The following is a 15,097-nucleotide window of genomic DNA, read 5'->3' as shown; positions in this document are numbered from 1 at the left end:
GGCGGCGTTATCCCTCATTGCGACAGAAGCCAAATTTAGCCGGTTCTTTCGAAAGCAAGTCGGCGAAATGTTATCGGGTATTTTCCGGGTATGGTTAAAATTCTCTTTAAATACAATATGTTGCGGTGAACAAAGCGGGAAAATGAAGATGTCTCCGATTCGTCGGCGATTCGTTCCGGCTTTGATCAGCCATGACTTTCATCGGCCTACCGGCGCCGGCCTGTTTAAGGCTCCGTAAATTCGGCATGCAAATGATTAATGCGATCCAACGGCTCGGGATGGCTGCGGCAAACCCGGAACCCGTATCTGGGGATCGGTGGCGAAAACGCCACAAGATCTCGCAGTGAACGAAAAGGGAAAACCTCGAGATCGGCGATTCGTCTCCGATTCGTTCCGGCTTTGATCGAAGCGTTAATTTCGGCCTTGACCTTTGCGCCTTTACGATGCGGCAAGAAGCGTTAATCGCGGTTGCCAGCATTTGTTCTCAGGCGAGTCTACAGATTCAGCATCTAGTGTAAAAAACCGATTCAAAATCAATACTTAGCCGTGAACAAAAGCTGAATCAGCCGGAGTCAGCGATTCGTCTCCGATTCGTTCTCAAGCTGTTCCGAATCTTAAATCAAGGACTTAGCGGACTGTGACTTCCATGCTCAATCCAGAGTCTATTTCAAATCTGCCCTTGCGTTTGGAGCTTCGGCTGTCCATGTGTTCTCTGCCTTACCCGCAGGAGCCGACTTGACCCGGGGCGTCCCCGCCTCACTTGCATGGACCATGACCCTGACTTCGCAGCCGATGATACTGAGCGGGCGCGGCGTGACCGCGGTGCTTGGGCCGACCAATACCGGCAAGACCCATTATGCGATCGAACGCATGGTGGCGCATGGCACAGGTGTTATCGGCCTGCCGCTCCGCTTGCTCGCGCGCGAAGTCTATACGCGGGTGGTGGAAAAAGTCGGCGCCCAGAATGTTGCGCTGGTAACCGGGGAAGAAAAGATCTCGCCGCCGAATGCGCGCTTCTCCGTCTGCACGGTCGAGGCGATGCCGCGGGAAACCAAAGCCGCCTTTGTTGCTATCGATGAGGTGCAACTCGCGGGAGACCTCGAGCGCGGCCATATCTTCACAGACCGTATCCTGCATCTGCGCGGCCGTGACGAGACGCTGCTGCTTGGCGCCGGTACCATGCGGCCGATCCTGCAGCAGCTTCTGCCGGGGATAACCGTCACGGAGCGGCCGCGGCTTTCTCACCTTCTCTATGCGGGACAGAAGAAGATCACCCGGCTGCCGCAGCGTTCGGCTATCGTCGCCTTCTCGGCGGACGAGGTTTACGCGATCGCCGAACTGATCCGTCGTCAGCGTGGTGGAGCTGCCGTGGTGCTCGGGGCGCTGAGCCCGCGCACCCGCAATGCGCAAGTGGCGCTCTATCAGGCGGGCGATGTCGAATATCTGGTTGCGACCGATGCGATCGGCATGGGTCTCAATCTCGATGTCGATCATGTGGCCTTCGCGCAGGATCGGAAGTTCGACGGCTATCAGTTCCGCAATCTCAATCCTGGTGAGCTCGGCCAGATTGCCGGGCGCGCGGGACGTCATGTGCGCGACGGGACATTTGGTGTAACCGGCCAGGTCTCGCCGTTCGACGAGGAGCTGGTGCAGCGCATCGAGGGCCACGAATTTGATAATATCAAGGTTCTGCAGTGGCGGACCAAGGATCTTGATTTCTCCTCGATACAATCCCTGCGGGCAAGCCTTGAGACCGGACCCCGCGTGCCGGGTCTGACGCGGGCGCTGCCGGCGGTCGACCAGCAGGCGCTCGAACATTTATCGCGCTATCCGGAAATCACCGACCTCGCTAACACGCCGGCGCGCGTCGAAAAGCTCTGGGAGGCTTGCGCTCTACCGGACTATCGGCGCATAACGCCTGCGCAACATGCCGATCTTATTTCTACCCTCTTTTCCGATCTGGTGCGCTATGGCACGGTAAACGAGCAGTTTCTCGCGGAACAGGTTCATCGCTCGGATCGGACAGATGGAGAAATTGACACGCTTTCGGCGCGAATCGCGCAGATAAGAACCTGGACTTATGTTTCGAATCGGCCCGGCTGGCTTGCCGATCCGACACACTGGCAGGAAAAGACGCGGGAAATCGAAGATCGATTGTCCGACGCGTTGCATGAAAGGTTGACGAAACGCTTTGTTGATCGCAGGACATCTGTGCTCATGAAGCGCCTGAGAGAGAATGCGATGCTGGAAGCTGAAATCAGTGTGAATGGCGATGTCTTTGTTGAAGGACATCATGTGGGGCAGTTGACCGGGTTCCGTTTTACGCCTGTGGGTGGAACGGATGGGCCGGACGCCAAGGCGGTTCAGTCTGCGTCGCAGAAGGCGCTCGCGCTTGAATTCGAAGCCCGTGCCGCGCGCCTGCATGCGGCAGGCAACGCCGATCTGGCGATCGGCTCGGACGGTCTTGTGCGTTGGCTCGGCGACCCGGTCGGACGTCTATCCGGTAGCGATCACGTGATGCGTCCGCGAGTCATCCTGCTTGCCGACGAGCAGCTTACGGGCAATGCGCGCGATCATGTCGCCGCCCGTATCGAACGTTTCGTCAATCATCATATCAGCACGGTGCTGAAGCCGCTCGACGATCTGTCGCGCGCTGAGGACCTGCAGGGCCTTGCCAAGGGGCTCGCCTTCCAGCTCGTCGAGAATCTCGGCGTGCTCTTTCGTCGCGACGTGACGGAAGAGGTGAAGTCTCTGGATCAGGATGCGCGCGCCTCCATGCGCCGTTACGGCATCCGCTTCGGTGCCTACCACATTTTCGTTCCGGCGCTTTTGAAGCCGGCGCCAGCAGAGCTCATCACATTGCTCTGGGCACTGAAGAATGACGGGCTCGACAAGCCAGGTTATGGCGACCTCATTCCGGTGCTGGCCGCCGGCCGTACCTCCGTCGTCACCGATCCGAGTTTCGAGCGCATGTTCTATAAGCTCGCTGGCTTCCGTTTCCTCGGCAAGCGCGCGGTGCGGATCGATATCCTCGAGCGTCTGGCCGACCTCATCCGTCCGCTCTTGCAGTGGAAGCCGGGTCAAGCCGGCCGTCCGGAAGGCGCTTATGACGGCCGCCGCTTCACAACGACGACAGCGATGCTGTCCATTCTCGGCGCGACGCTGGAAGACATGGAAGAGATCCTCAAGGGTCTCGGTTATCGCGCAGACGCCGTAAAGGCCGAGGAGGCTGCAGCATTCCTTGCGACGCAGGATGCGCCATCGGCTCCCGTGGCGGCGATTGAGACCGTGGCAGAGGAAACGGCTGAAAAGGCCGATCATGACGACGCAGATGGCGCTTCGGAAGAAACGCCCGCTGTCGAAGCCGCTCCTGCGGCTGCGGAGACGCCTGTGGTAGCCGAAGGTTCGGTTGAAGTCGGTGAGGCTGAAGCTGAGGCCGCAGAGCCGAAGCCGGTTCTTCTGTGGCGTCTCGGCGGCCGCAACGAGAACCAGCGCCAGGCGCGCGGCCATGGCGACCGCCGCGGCGGGCAAGGTCAGAGCGAACGTCATGGCCAAGGCCAGGAACGTGGTGACCGCAATCGCCGTCCTAGCGGCGGTGAAGGCGGTGAGGCCCGTGATGGCAACCGCCACAACAACCGCAACCGGGATGGCGGCAACCGCGAAGGCGGGAATCGTGATGGCGGCAGGCCGCAGCAGGCGCGCAACGAGCAGCGCGGCGACCGTCAGGACCGCGGTGATCGCAAGGATCGTGGCGACCGCAACGACCGTAACAACAACCGCGGCAATTCGCAGCCGCTGCGTTTCGAGGCCAAGCCGCCGCGCAAGGAGAAGCCGATCGATCCGGATTCGCCCTTTGCCAAGCTTGCAGCGCTCAAGGAGCAGATGAAGAAGTAATCATGGGCGGAGAAACACAGCCAGGAAGCGGTTCGCGCCAGCGCATCGACAAATGGCTGTTTTTCACGCGCATGGTGAAATCACGCTCGCTGGCGCAAAGCCATATCCAGTCAGGCCATGTCAGCATCAACGGCTCACGCTGTGTGCAGCCTAGCCAAATGATCAAAGTCGGTGATCGGATCGAACTGAAGCTGGAACGGCGAGACGTCATTCTCGTCGTTCGGCTGCCCGGCGACAGACGTGGTCCCTACGAGGAGGCGCGGCTGCTCTATGAGGACCTGTCGCCGCCTCCGGATGAGACAAAACGCCTCACCCCATACGAACAGGCAATCCGGGCGACTGGTTCCGGCAGGCCGACGAAAAAGGAACGACGTGCAATCGACAGGCTGATGTCGGACGACGATTAGAAAACTCTTCCTGCCATGAGCCTTTCGAAGATCGTTTGTCCTTGAAATCCTGCCGTAAAGTCGATACGTCACACACAACCTGCCGGGTAGTGTGCTTGCCTCCCAAGCCTGTTCACGCTTTTTGTCCGGCTCAGGGGACAGGCGCGACGTTCCAGGTTGCCCGGCCCCGCCCGCATGGAAAATCCTGGAGTTCTTCATGACCTATGTCGTGACCGACAATTGCATTCGCTGCAAATACACCGATTGTGTTGAAGTCTGCCCCGTCGACTGTTTCTACGAAGGCGAGAATTTCCTCGTCATCCATCCGGATGAATGCATCGACTGCGGTGTCTGCGAGCCGGAATGTCCGGCCGAGGCGATCAAGCCCGATACCGAACCGGGCCTCGACAAGTGGCTGAAGATCAATGCAGAATATGCGAGCATCTGGCCGAATATCACTGTCAAGAAGGAGCCGATGCCGGAGGCCAAGGAGATGGACGGCGAGACCGGGAAATTCGAGAAATACTTCTCGGAAAAGCCCGGTAGTGGCGACTGAAATTTTCGACGTGCAGCGTTGTTGAAACCGGGTTCAGCTTCAGGTTAAACGTTTCAAATTACGCGTGAGTCACATGGGGGCTATGTGTTGCCCACATGACCCACGTTAAGCAAATTATTGATTTCCTCATATTTTTGTGATACGTTCACCCCACTGTTCCATTTGTGGCATGACGCATGCCCAAAACCATCACGAAAGTAAAAGCAAATCCGCACGCGGTTTCCGTGACATATCAATAACTTGAGCTGTCGGATCCCAAGATCGCGCGCAAGGATCTCATTTGCTTCTGTCTGGCGGAACCAGAGTGAAGTCACCCGACGGATATAACCGTCTCATCCGGGCCTGACTGACCCGGCTCCGGCTGCCGCCGGAAGCGTAACAGGGAGTTTTTGATTAGAATGACCATCCAGCAGAAAAAACCTTCTACCGCACGTCACGGCTTCAAGACTGGTGAATCGATCGTGTACCCCGCACATGGCGTCGGTACCATCACGGTTATCGAAGAGCAAGAAGTCGCCGGCATGAAGCTTGAACTTTTCGTCATCGATTTCGAAAAGGACAAGATGCGTCTGAAGGTTCCGGTCGCAAAGGCCATGAGCATCGGCATGCGTAAGCTTTCCGAAACCGACTTTGTCGAGCGCGCCCTCAAGGTCGTGCAGGGCAAGGCTCGCGTCAAGCGTACCATGTGGTCTCGTCGTGCCCAGGAATATGATGCCAAGATCAATTCCGGCGACCTGATTTCGATCGCAGAAGTCGTTCGCGATCTCTATCGCGCTGAAAACCAGCCGGAGCAGTCCTATTCAGAACGTCAGCTTTATGAAGCTGCCCTCGACCGGATGGCTCGCGAAATCGCTGCCGTTAACAAGATGTCTGAAACGGAAGCCGTTCGCCTCGTCGAGACCAACCTCAACAAGGGTCCGAAGCGCGGCAAGGCAATCGAGGAAGACGATTCGCAGGACGAGGCAGCCTAATAGCGCATTGTTTTTGCTGATGAAAAAACCCGGCTTGGTGCCGGGTTTTTTATTGGAACTTTTTCGCCGCTGCGACGTTCATATACAGTCATGCGGAGTTCACCCGAACCCATAAGCTCGGTTTGACTTCCGCTAAAGCTGTCAATGTTCGATGAGGAGCGGATCATGATTTCCAGAATTTGCCTATCCGGCAATCTCAAGAAACTGATCCAGTCCAGCCGCGTCAGCGGCATATGAAGAGAGATAGGGCCTCCTCCTGAAAAGTCCAGGAGCGAGGCCTTTATGCATTCAAGAGCCTAGTTTGCTCCGGCGCAGCGATGTTCCGGAAACGATGTTTGCTTGTTTATTTTTAGGCACGTGGCCTGTTCAGGAGAGCGATATGAAGAACATGTCTGCAGATCGGCGCATGATCAAAATAGCAATGGCGGCTCCCTATCTCGCCCGTGAAGAGGAACATAATCTCGCTATCCGCTGGAAGGATCACGAGGACCGCGGCGCCCGCAACCAGATCGCCATGGCGCACATGCGCCTCGTCATTTCCATGGCAGGAAAGTTCCGCAACTTCGGCCTGCCGATGAGTGATCTCGTGCAGGAAGGCTATGTCGGGCTTCTGGAGGCGGCCGCTCGCTTTGAACCGGCGCGCGATGTACGCTTTTCCACTTATGCAAGCTGGTGGATCCGTGCTTCGATCCAGGACTATATCCTGCGCAACTGGTCGATCGTGCGCGGCGGCACGAGTTCGGCCCAGAAGGCACTGTTCTTCAATCTGCGGCGCCTGCGCGCCAAGCTCGCCAAGGGCGACACGCAGCTGACGCTGCAATCCATTCATCAGGAAATCGCCGCCGCCCTCGGTGTCAGCCTTGCCGACGTGCAGACCATGGATGCGCGCCTTTCCGGCAATGATGCGTCGCTGCAGGCGCCTTCCGTCTCCGGCGACGCCGATAGTGCAGAGAAGATGGATTTTCTCGTCAGCGACGAGCCGTTGCCGGATGAGCAGGTCTCCAACATGATCGACGGCGAACGTCGCCGCATCTGGCTTGCGTCTGCCCTCAAGCATCTTAACGAGCGCGAAATGAAGATCATCAGCGCGCGCCGGCTCGCAGAAGACGGAGCGACACTCGAAGAGCTCGGCGCCGACCTCGGCATTTCCAAGGAGCGTGTGCGTCAGATCGAAAGCCGGGCGATGGAAAAGCTTCGCACGGCGCTCGTCAGCGCCGATCCGCATATGGCAGCCTATGCCTGACCAGGAATTACTCCCCAGCAGCACAGACTGGCCCGGCATAAGCCGGGCTTTCTTTTATTCGGAGATGATCTTCACGCGGTCACCGGGAGAAACAGCAGCGCCCGTCGGCAAGGCGTTGATGAGCTTGAAGAGATCAAGCTTGCGATCGGTACCCATCATGCGGGAGGCGAGCGTGGTGATGTTGTCGCCAGAGCGAACGGTGACGACGCGGACGCGCAGCGGCTTCAGCGATGCGGCTTCGTCCGGTGTCATACGGCGGAAGCTGGCGCGCAGGACGTCTGCCGTCGGCTCCAGCGAAGGGCTGCCTTTCGGCACGGCCGTCAGGAAGCGGAATATCTGGTTGTTGTTTCTGACGACCGTAACATCGAAATCCCAGCGGTCGGCCGTTGCGCGGGCGGTCGCAGCTTCCATACCGTTGACGTTGATCGGCCGGATGCTTGCGGGATCAAGTCCGGTAACCCAGCCGCTGGAGATATAATTCGTCAGGCTCTGGTTCTGGTTGTCGGCGACGCCATCGAAGCGGATGGCGGTATCGTTCGGGCCGGTCGCCATGACCGCTTCGACCTTGTTGTCGATGCTGAAGTCCGGCGGTACGTCGAAGCGTATGCCGAGGCCGCCATGCAGGAAGGTCTGGCCGCGCACATAGCCTTCTTCCGGGCTGTCGCCATAGAGAAGACCGTCGATGCCATCGAGATAGTAATCGCGGCCCTTGTCTCCGACCGAGCCTTCCTGGCCGAAGGCGCGGGCATGGCTGCGGGCAAGCTCGATGCGCTGGGCGGAATTCGGATGGCTCGACAAGAAGTCCAGGCTCTGGTCGGCTTCGGGATCGACCGACATGAAGCGGCTGTAGGCGGCCATGGAATCGAGAAAACGAGCCGCGGCATAGGGATCGTAGCCGGCTTCGCCGAGCATGCGCACGCCGATGACGTCGGCCTGCAGTTCCTGCTGGCGGGAGAAGGCGGCAAGGCGCAGCTTGCCGCGGGCAAGCGCCTGCTTGCCGGCTATGTCGCTCGACAGAACCTCAGCCACGACGCGGCTGGCAATGACTTCGGCTTCCTCGCGCTTCTGGCGTTCGATGCCGTGGTTTGCGGTGACGTGGCCCATCTCGTGCGACAGTACAGCCGCCACTTCCGAGGCGTCGTTGGCGAGCGCCAACAGGCCGCGGGTGACATAGAGATAACCGCCCGGCAGCGCAAAGGCATTGATGGCGGGCGAATTCAGGATGGTGATGCGATAGGACTGGCTCGGATTTTCCGACACGGCCGTCAGCGCGCCGGTGATGCGTGCGACGAGGCGCTCGGTCTTGGCGTCCTTATATTCGCCGCCATAGCTCGCGACGATGCGGGGATGCTCGCGAGCGCCCATGGCAGCGCGCGGGTCATTTTTTTGTACTTCGTCGACGATCTGTGGCTTGGACGATGGGCCGACGGTCGGCTGATAGGATTGTTCGATCAGCGTCTCGCAGCCGTTCAGCGCGACGGCGCAGACTGAAAGCAGCAGGAGACTGCGCGCCCAACGGCACGGCGCAAGAAAGGCATCACTGGAAAGCGCGGGCGATCTCCACGTCGTCATGCTGTCCAGTCTGTCTCTCCGCATCATCTTAAGTCGCCGGTCTGCCGCATCTTCGGGCCGGCCGCTGCCAGGAAAATTCAATAGGCTTCCGCCCCTGTTCTCGCACTGCACAATCGGCCGATCCAAGTCTTTGCTGTAGCTGATTTCCGCGTGGGTTGCATAGCGAGACTCTATCTAAATGTGGTGCCGTTGCATTTCGGCAATGCCTCGCCTGTCGAGGCACTTTCTCGCTCCGATGAAATTATGGCGAAAGTTCCATCACAAGTGCAGATTCCGGCTGCACTGCGGAAAAAATAGGTCAACACGGCGACCGATGCGGGCAACTATAACATCCGCGCGAAGAATGCAATTAATGGTAGTGTTTGCTGCATGATCGAAATGAAGAGGCGCGCGGGCCGCGCGCCTATGCTTATTCCGCAGCTTCGGGGGCAGTGCTAGTCGGGCCGGTTTTTGGTTCGCCGGCACGGGGCAGCTGCACCGGCTTCAGCATGATGGCGGCTATCAGACCGATCAAAGCAATGCCGCAAGAGGTCATGAACAGCGGTGAGAAGGCGGCGGCATAAGCATCCGCGACGGCCTGACGGCTGGTTTCGGGAAGGGCGGCCATCACTTTCGGCGTCAGCTCCTCGATATTGGCCACGCCCGGGATCGAGGAACCGAGCTTGCCGAGCTGCGATGCGATGATCGCACCGTAGATGGAGATGGCAATCGAAGCGCCGCCCATGCGCGACAGCGTGACCGAGCCGGTCGCCGCACCCACATCGCGGGCAGGCGCGGCATTCTGCACGCCGATCACCGGAACCTGCTGGGCAAGGCCGATGCCGATACCATGCAGTAGCATGATCGTGCCGATGACGGCGATCGGCGTGCCAGCATGGACCCGCGACATCAGTGCGAAAGCAATGGCGCTGCAGGTGAGGCTGGCGATGGCGAAGGGCTTGTAGCGACCGGTCTTCGAAATGATGCGGCCGGCGTTCAGGGAGCCGCAGACGAGGCCGCCTGTCAGCAGGATGAAGAGCAGGCCTGCGCCAGATGGCGAAAGGCCTGTGGTCGTCTGCAGGAACAGAGCGAGGTAATTGACCATGCCGATGGCGATCGCGCCGCTCATTATCGAGACCACTAGCAGCAGGCTGAAGGTGGAATTGCGGAAAAGTGGCAGCGGGACGATCGGCTCCGGCGCCCGGCGTTCGACGAAAACCCAGGCGATGGCGCAAACCACGCCGAAGGCGACGATGCTGATGCTCTGCGGGGAGATCAACGCACCGAAAAGTTCGCTGCTGTCGGTCGCAAGCACGATGCTGGTCGTCGTCAACGCCAGCAGAAGTGCGCCGGCATAATCGATCTTCGGTCGACGATGCGGTTTGCGGTAGGGCAGCATGAAGGCGAGGCCGGCAAGCACGATGATGCCGATCGGCACGTTGACGAGGAAGATCGAGCGCCAGCCGAAGAGATCGCTCATCGTGCCGCCGAGGACCGGGCCGATGGCGCCGGAGGCCATCAGCACGAGGCTGGAATAGCTCTGGTAGCGGGCGCGTTCGCGCGGCTCGAAGAGGTCGGCGTTGACGGCGAAGATCGAAACCATGATACCGCCGCCGCCGAAACCCTGCAGCACACGGGCGGCGATCAGCGTGTTCATGGAGACGGCGAGACCGCAGACGGCGGAGCCTACCGTGAAGATCGCGATCGCTGTCATCATCACATATTTGCGGCCGAAGAGATCGCCGAGCTTTCCATAAAGCGGCATGACCGCACTCAGCGCCAGCAGATAGGCCGAGCCGATCCAGCCGAAGCGGTCCAGATGACCGAACTCGCCGACGATGGTCGGCAAGGCGGTGGAGACGATCTGATTATCCAGCGTCGCCATGAACATGGCGGTCATCAGGAAGAAAAAGAGGATGAGCCGCCGACGGGGATCCGTCACGAGCGGCGCGGGGGCAAGCTGCATATCCATGGGAGGGCCGATTTCGTTATGTCGATGCTTTATGTGCTAATGGCATATATTTGTCAATATCACATTATTGACATCGGCATATTTTATTTTTGATTCCGGTCTGTTATGGTTCCGTCATGAACGAGACGCTGACCAAGACAAGAACGCCAGAGATTGATGAGCCTCCCATGGACAGCGTGCCGCGCATCGGCCGCTCCATGACGCGCATGAGAATGATGACGGGCCGCCGGCTGATTGGCCGGCTGGCGATCCAGAGCGTGGCTCCGGATCTGGAACTCTCGCATCTCGATGTGCTGGATGCCGTAAGGCGGGCGCAGGCAAACGGCGAGGTGACCGTCGGGGCCATTGCCGAGATGCTGCGAATCGATCCGTCGCGGGCCAGCCGCGTCGTTTCCGATATGGTCAGCCGTAATGTTCTGCGCCGCGAGGCATCGCAGGCGGATGCGCGGCGTATCGTCGTCGTCATGACTCCGGTCGGACAGAACCTGCTGGCGGAAATCCAGGCCCAGAAGCTCGCCTTCGTTACCGAAGTCGTGCGGGACTGGCCGCAGGAAGAGATCGACACTTTCTCCGTCTTGTTCGAGAAATTCATCGGCGGTTACGAGGCGATCTTCCTGTCCCGCGACAAGGATACGCCAGGCTGAAGAAAATAGTCTGAGCGTTTGATCTCGCTCAAGCCGACCCGCCTAAGGCAGGCCTAAGTCTCTCCCCGTTCGACGACATCAGGAGAGATTCACATGAAACTTCATCCGCTTCGGTTGAGGGGTATTTTTGCCGCAATCGTTTTCGCATCCTTCGGGCATGCGGCGCTTTCCGCCGACCTGGCGCCTTCGGCGGGCTCACCCGTCGCCACGCAAAGTCCGTGGCAGGTGCGTCTGCGCGCGCTAGGCGTAGTGACGCGCGATAACGGCTCGGTTGATGGCATTCCCGGATCCGGTCTTTCCTATTCGGACACAGTGGTTCCGGAAGCGGATATTTCCTATTTCTTCACCGACAATATTTCCGCGGAGCTCATCCTCGGCACGACCTATGCCAATGTGCATGGCGAAGGCTCGATTGCCGGCCTCGGCGATTTAGGCAAGACGTGGCTGCTGCCGCCAACGCTGACATTGCAATATCACTTCACCGATTTTGGTGCCTTCCAGCCGTATCTCGGTGCAGGCGTGAATTACACGGTCTTCTACAATCAGTCGGGTAAGAGCGCCGACAGCCTCGATGTGAAGAATACATTCGGCGTCGCGCTGCAGGCGGGTTTCGATTACATGTTCGATGAGCATTGGGGTGCGAACCTGGATGTGAAGAAGATCTTCCTGCGCCCGGATTTCGATGCCACCGTCGGCGGTGCCGATGTCAGCGGCAAGGCAAAACTCGATCCCTGGCTGATCGGCGCCGGTGTGACCTACCGCTTCTAAGAGAAAGGCGCCGGATCTTCGGCGCCTCTTCCCCTTCACCCCCGGTTTGCGCTATGGGCAATGCCCATGAGCCAATCCACCTTCACCATCCTGCTCGGCGGGGTACTCAGCCTGACGGATCGTCTGCGCGATGCCGTGCGGGACAGCCGGTTCATCGCGGCCGACGGCGGCATGCGCCACGCAGCGGCGCTGGGCGTGGTGCCGGAATTGTGGGTTGGCGATTTCGATTCGACGCCGCCCGATCTCGACGGCGCCTTTCCCAATGTGCCGCGCCAGCCCTATCCGGCCGCGAAGGCAGCGACCGACGGCGAGATCGCCGTTTCCGAGGCAATCGAGCGTGGCGCGAAACGCCTGATCCTTGCCGGCGCATTGGGTGGCGAACGCTCCGACCATGCGCTTCAACATCTGCTCTATGGCGTCGAATTGGCGCAAAAAGGCTTCGACGTGCTCTTGACCTCGGGCAGCGAGGAGGCAGTGCCTTTGCTTCCCGGCTCGTTGGAGATCGATCTGCCGCCGGGTAGCCTGTTTTCCGTGCCGGGGTTCAGCGAACTGACCGGGCTCTTCATCGAAAATGCCCGCTATCCGCTTGCCGACTTCCATTTGCCATTCGGGTCGTCGCGCACCATTTCCAATGTGGCGGAAGGCCCCGTGCGCTTCTCGCTTGCCAGCGGCAGGGCCGTCGTGCTCGCGCGGCCCTATGATCTTTCCGGAGTCTGATTCTTGGCGCCTCCCATTCTGAAACTCGACGATATTTTCCTGAGCTTCGGCGGCACGCCGCTCTTGGCCGGGGCTGCCCTGCAGGTGGAAGCCGGCGACAAGATCTGCCTCGTCGGCCGCAACGGCTCGGGTAAATCGACGCTTCTGAAGATTGCTGCCGGTCTCGTCGATGCGCAGTCTGGTGAGGTCTTCCGGCATCCGGCATCAACGGTGCGTTATCTGGAACAGGCACCGGATTTTGCCGACTTCAAGACCGTGCAGGCCTATGCCGAGGCGGGGCTCGGGCCGGGCGACGATCCTTACCGGGTCACATACCTGCTGTCGCACTTAGGGCTGACCGGCGAAGAGGACCCGAAGAACCTTTCCGGCGGCGAGGCGCGCCGCGCAGCACTTGCCCGTGTGCTGGCGCCGGAGCCCGATATCCTGCTGCTCGACGAGCCGACCAACCATCTCGACCTGCCGACCATCGAATGGCTGGAAGGCGAATTGCAGAAGACGCGCAGCGCTCTGGTGCTGATCTCGCACGACCGCCGCTTCCTCGAGAAGGTCTCGACAGCGACCGTCTGGCTCGATCGCGGCACGTCGCGTCGGCTCGACAGGGGCTTTGCGTTTTTCGAGGCCTGGCGCGACCAGGTGCTGGAGGCGGAAGAGCTGGAACAGCACAAGCTCGGCAAGGCGATCGAGCGCGAAGAGCACTGGCTGCGTTATGGCGTGACGGCACGGCGCAAGCGCAACATGCGACGGCTCGGCGAGTTGCAGACCATGCGCTCACAATATCGTGGCCATAAGGGGCCGCAGGGAACCGTGCAGGCGACCACATCCGACGCACAGGAATCCGGCAAGCTGGTGATCGAGGCCGACAAGATCACCAAGAGCTATGACGACAGGCCGATCGTCACGCCGTTCTCGATCCGCGTGCATCGAGGCGATTGCATCGGTCTGGTCGGTCCCAACGGTGCCGGCAAGACGACGCTTCTGAAGATGCTGACCGGCCAGCTTGCGCCTGACAGCGGCACGGTGAAGCTTGGCACCAATCTCGAAATTGCCACTCTCGACCAGAAGCGCGAAGACCTGAACCCCGAGGATACGCTTGCCAACTATTTGACGGATGGGCGTGGCGAAAACCTACTGGTCAATGGCGAGCAGCGGCATGTGACCGGCTACATGAAGGAATTCCTGTTCCAGCCGGAGCAGGCGCGCACACCGATCAAGAACCTCTCCGGCGGCGAGCGTGCCCGGTTGATGTTAGCACGCATACTATCGCGGCCGACCAACCTGCTGATCCTGGACGAACCGACCAACGACCTCGACATCGAGACTCTGGATCTGCTGCAGGAAATTGTCACAGGTTTTCCCGGCACCGTCATCCTCGTCAGCCATGATCGTGACTTTCTCGACCGGACGGTGACCTCGACGATCGCGCCTGCCAATCCGGAAGCGCCGGACGGACGCTGGATCGAATATGCCGGCGGCTATTCCGATATGCTGGCCCAGCGCAAGGGTGCCGCCGAAGAGCGCCGCAAGGCCGAGAAAGCGGCGGAGAAGCCGAAGTCGCAGGAGGCTGCGGCTGCCGCTCCTTCCATCTCGAAGGGCAAGCTCTCGTACAAGCAGAAATTCGCGCTCGAAAACCTGCCGAAGGAAATGGCGAAGGCGGAGGCCGAGATCGCCAAGCGCGAGGAGAAAATGGCTGATCCGAACCTCTTCACCAAGGACCCGGCGACGTTCAACCGACTGGCATCGGAGATGGAGAAGCTACGCGAAAACCTGACCAAGATGGAAGAGGAATGGCTGGAGCTCGAAATGTTGCGGGAAGAGCTGGAAGGTTGATCGGAATAAAAATTTCCTGAATGTCGGATCGGGTGGTTATTCGCCGTCCTTGGGCCGAGCGTGATCGACGGCATGGTGCCGCCACGTCATAAGGGAGATTTTCATGCGCATGATTTTCGTGAACCTGCCGGTTAAGGACCTCGTCAAGTCGAAGGAGTTCTTCTCGGCACTCGGCTTTTCCTACAATCCGAATTTTACCACCGACGACGCTGCCTGCATGATCGTCGAGGAAAATATCTACGTGATGCTGCTGACCCATGGTCACTTCCAACAGTTCATCGAAGGCGATATCGCCGATACGTCCAAGGGCAAGGAAGTACTGACCTGCCTTTCGGCCGGCAGCCGCGCCGAGGTAGATGACTACCTGAAGAAGGCACTGGCATCCGGCGGCAAGCCCTGGAAGCCGATCCTCGACATGGGTCCGATGTACGGATGCAGCTTCCAGGATCCCGACGGTCATGTCTGGGAAATCATGTATATGGATATGTCTGCTGCCGGCTGAGCCGGTATTTCCAAAGATCTGGTGTGGACTTCCGGTATCCGGGATCGAGTTGCCGGAGTCCATTTT

Annotated in this window: 12 protein-coding genes; 10 read left to right on the top strand and 2 right to left on the bottom strand. The window is 59.5% G+C overall.

All coding sequences use genetic code 11. From position 1 onward, the window contains the following. Nucleotides 1–771 precede the first annotated feature (771 nt). The 5 genes from ACK9YZ_RS20115 to ACK9YZ_RS20095 all read left to right on the top strand — a co-directional run bounded on the left by ACK9YZ_RS20115 (nucleotide 772) and on the right by ACK9YZ_RS20095 (nucleotide 7,050). A complete protein-coding gene (locus tag ACK9YZ_RS20115; RefSeq protein ID WP_416064947.1) occupies nucleotides 772–3,894 on the top strand; it encodes a helicase-related protein in 3,123 nt (1,040 codons plus the stop codon). 2 nt (nucleotides 3,895–3,896) lie between these two features. After that, entirely contained in the window at nucleotides 3,897–4,301 is a 405-nt protein-coding gene (locus tag ACK9YZ_RS20110; protein ID WP_216756300.1) for an RNA-binding S4 domain-containing protein, read from the top strand. Nucleotides 4,302–4,497: 196 nt separating this feature from the next. After that, nucleotides 4,498–4,836 (top strand): ferredoxin FdxA, encoded by a 339-nt coding sequence (gene fdxA / locus ACK9YZ_RS20105; protein ID WP_216756299.1) that lies wholly within the window; start codon nucleotides 4,498–4,500, stop codon nucleotides 4,834–4,836. Between the two features lie 398 nt (nucleotides 4,837–5,234). Next, a complete protein-coding gene (locus ACK9YZ_RS20100) occupies nucleotides 5,235–5,807 on the top strand; it encodes a CarD family transcriptional regulator (protein WP_416064946.1) in 573 nt (190 codons plus the stop codon). Between the two features lie 379 nt (nucleotides 5,808–6,186). Beyond that, a complete protein-coding gene (locus ACK9YZ_RS20095; protein ID WP_029868975.1) occupies nucleotides 6,187–7,050 on the top strand; it encodes an RNA polymerase factor sigma-32 in 864 nt (287 codons plus the stop codon). Nucleotides 7,051–7,104: 54 nt separating this feature from the next. On the opposite strand, the gene ACK9YZ_RS20090 is transcribed toward ACK9YZ_RS20095, so the two are convergent. Then, nucleotides 7,105–8,649 carry a M48 family metalloprotease gene (locus ACK9YZ_RS20090; protein WP_416064945.1) on the bottom strand — a complete coding sequence of 515 codons (1,545 nt, stop codon included), beginning with the start codon at nucleotides 8,647–8,649 and terminating at the stop codon, nucleotides 7,105–7,107. A gap of 382 nt (nucleotides 8,650–9,031) precedes the next feature. Continuing rightward, a complete protein-coding gene (locus ACK9YZ_RS20085; protein ID WP_216756296.1) occupies nucleotides 9,032–10,573 on the bottom strand; it encodes an MDR family MFS transporter in 1,542 nt (513 codons plus the stop codon). Nucleotides 10,574–10,689: 116 nt separating this feature from the next. On the opposite strand from ACK9YZ_RS20085, the gene ACK9YZ_RS20080 reads away from it, so the two are divergent. From ACK9YZ_RS20080 to ACK9YZ_RS20060, 5 genes are all read left to right on the top strand, one after another. Continuing rightward, the gene (locus tag ACK9YZ_RS20080) at nucleotides 10,690–11,217 is read left to right on the top strand and encodes a MarR family winged helix-turn-helix transcriptional regulator (RefSeq protein ID WP_216756295.1); all 528 of its coding nucleotides are present in this window, start codon (nucleotides 10,690–10,692) and stop codon (nucleotides 11,215–11,217) included. A 93-nt stretch (nucleotides 11,218–11,310) separates the two neighbouring features. After that, nucleotides 11,311–11,985, top strand: a complete 675-nt coding sequence (locus ACK9YZ_RS20075) for an OmpW/AlkL family protein (RefSeq protein WP_216756294.1) — start codon at nucleotides 11,311–11,313, stop codon at nucleotides 11,983–11,985. 60 nt (nucleotides 11,986–12,045) lie between these two features. Further along, a complete protein-coding gene (locus ACK9YZ_RS20070) occupies nucleotides 12,046–12,702 on the top strand; it encodes a thiamine diphosphokinase (RefSeq protein ID WP_416064944.1) in 657 nt (218 codons plus the stop codon). 3 nt (nucleotides 12,703–12,705) lie between these two features. Continuing rightward, nucleotides 12,706–14,529 (top strand): ABC-F family ATP-binding cassette domain-containing protein, encoded by a 1,824-nt coding sequence (locus ACK9YZ_RS20065; protein ID WP_416064943.1) that lies wholly within the window; start codon nucleotides 12,706–12,708, stop codon nucleotides 14,527–14,529. A 103-nt stretch (nucleotides 14,530–14,632) separates the two neighbouring features. Continuing rightward, nucleotides 14,633–15,031 carry a VOC family protein gene (locus ACK9YZ_RS20060; RefSeq protein ID WP_416064942.1) on the top strand — a complete coding sequence of 133 codons (399 nt, stop codon included), beginning with the start codon at nucleotides 14,633–14,635 and terminating at the stop codon, nucleotides 15,029–15,031. Nucleotides 15,032–15,097: the final 66 nt, after the last annotated feature.

The sequence above is a fragment of the Rhizobium sp. ZK1 genome (assembly GCF_047782645.1).
GTDB lineage: Bacteria > Pseudomonadota > Alphaproteobacteria > Rhizobiales > Rhizobiaceae > Rhizobium.
Note: the sequence above shows the minus strand (reverse complement) of the source record. Positions and strands in the feature narration are given on the sequence as shown.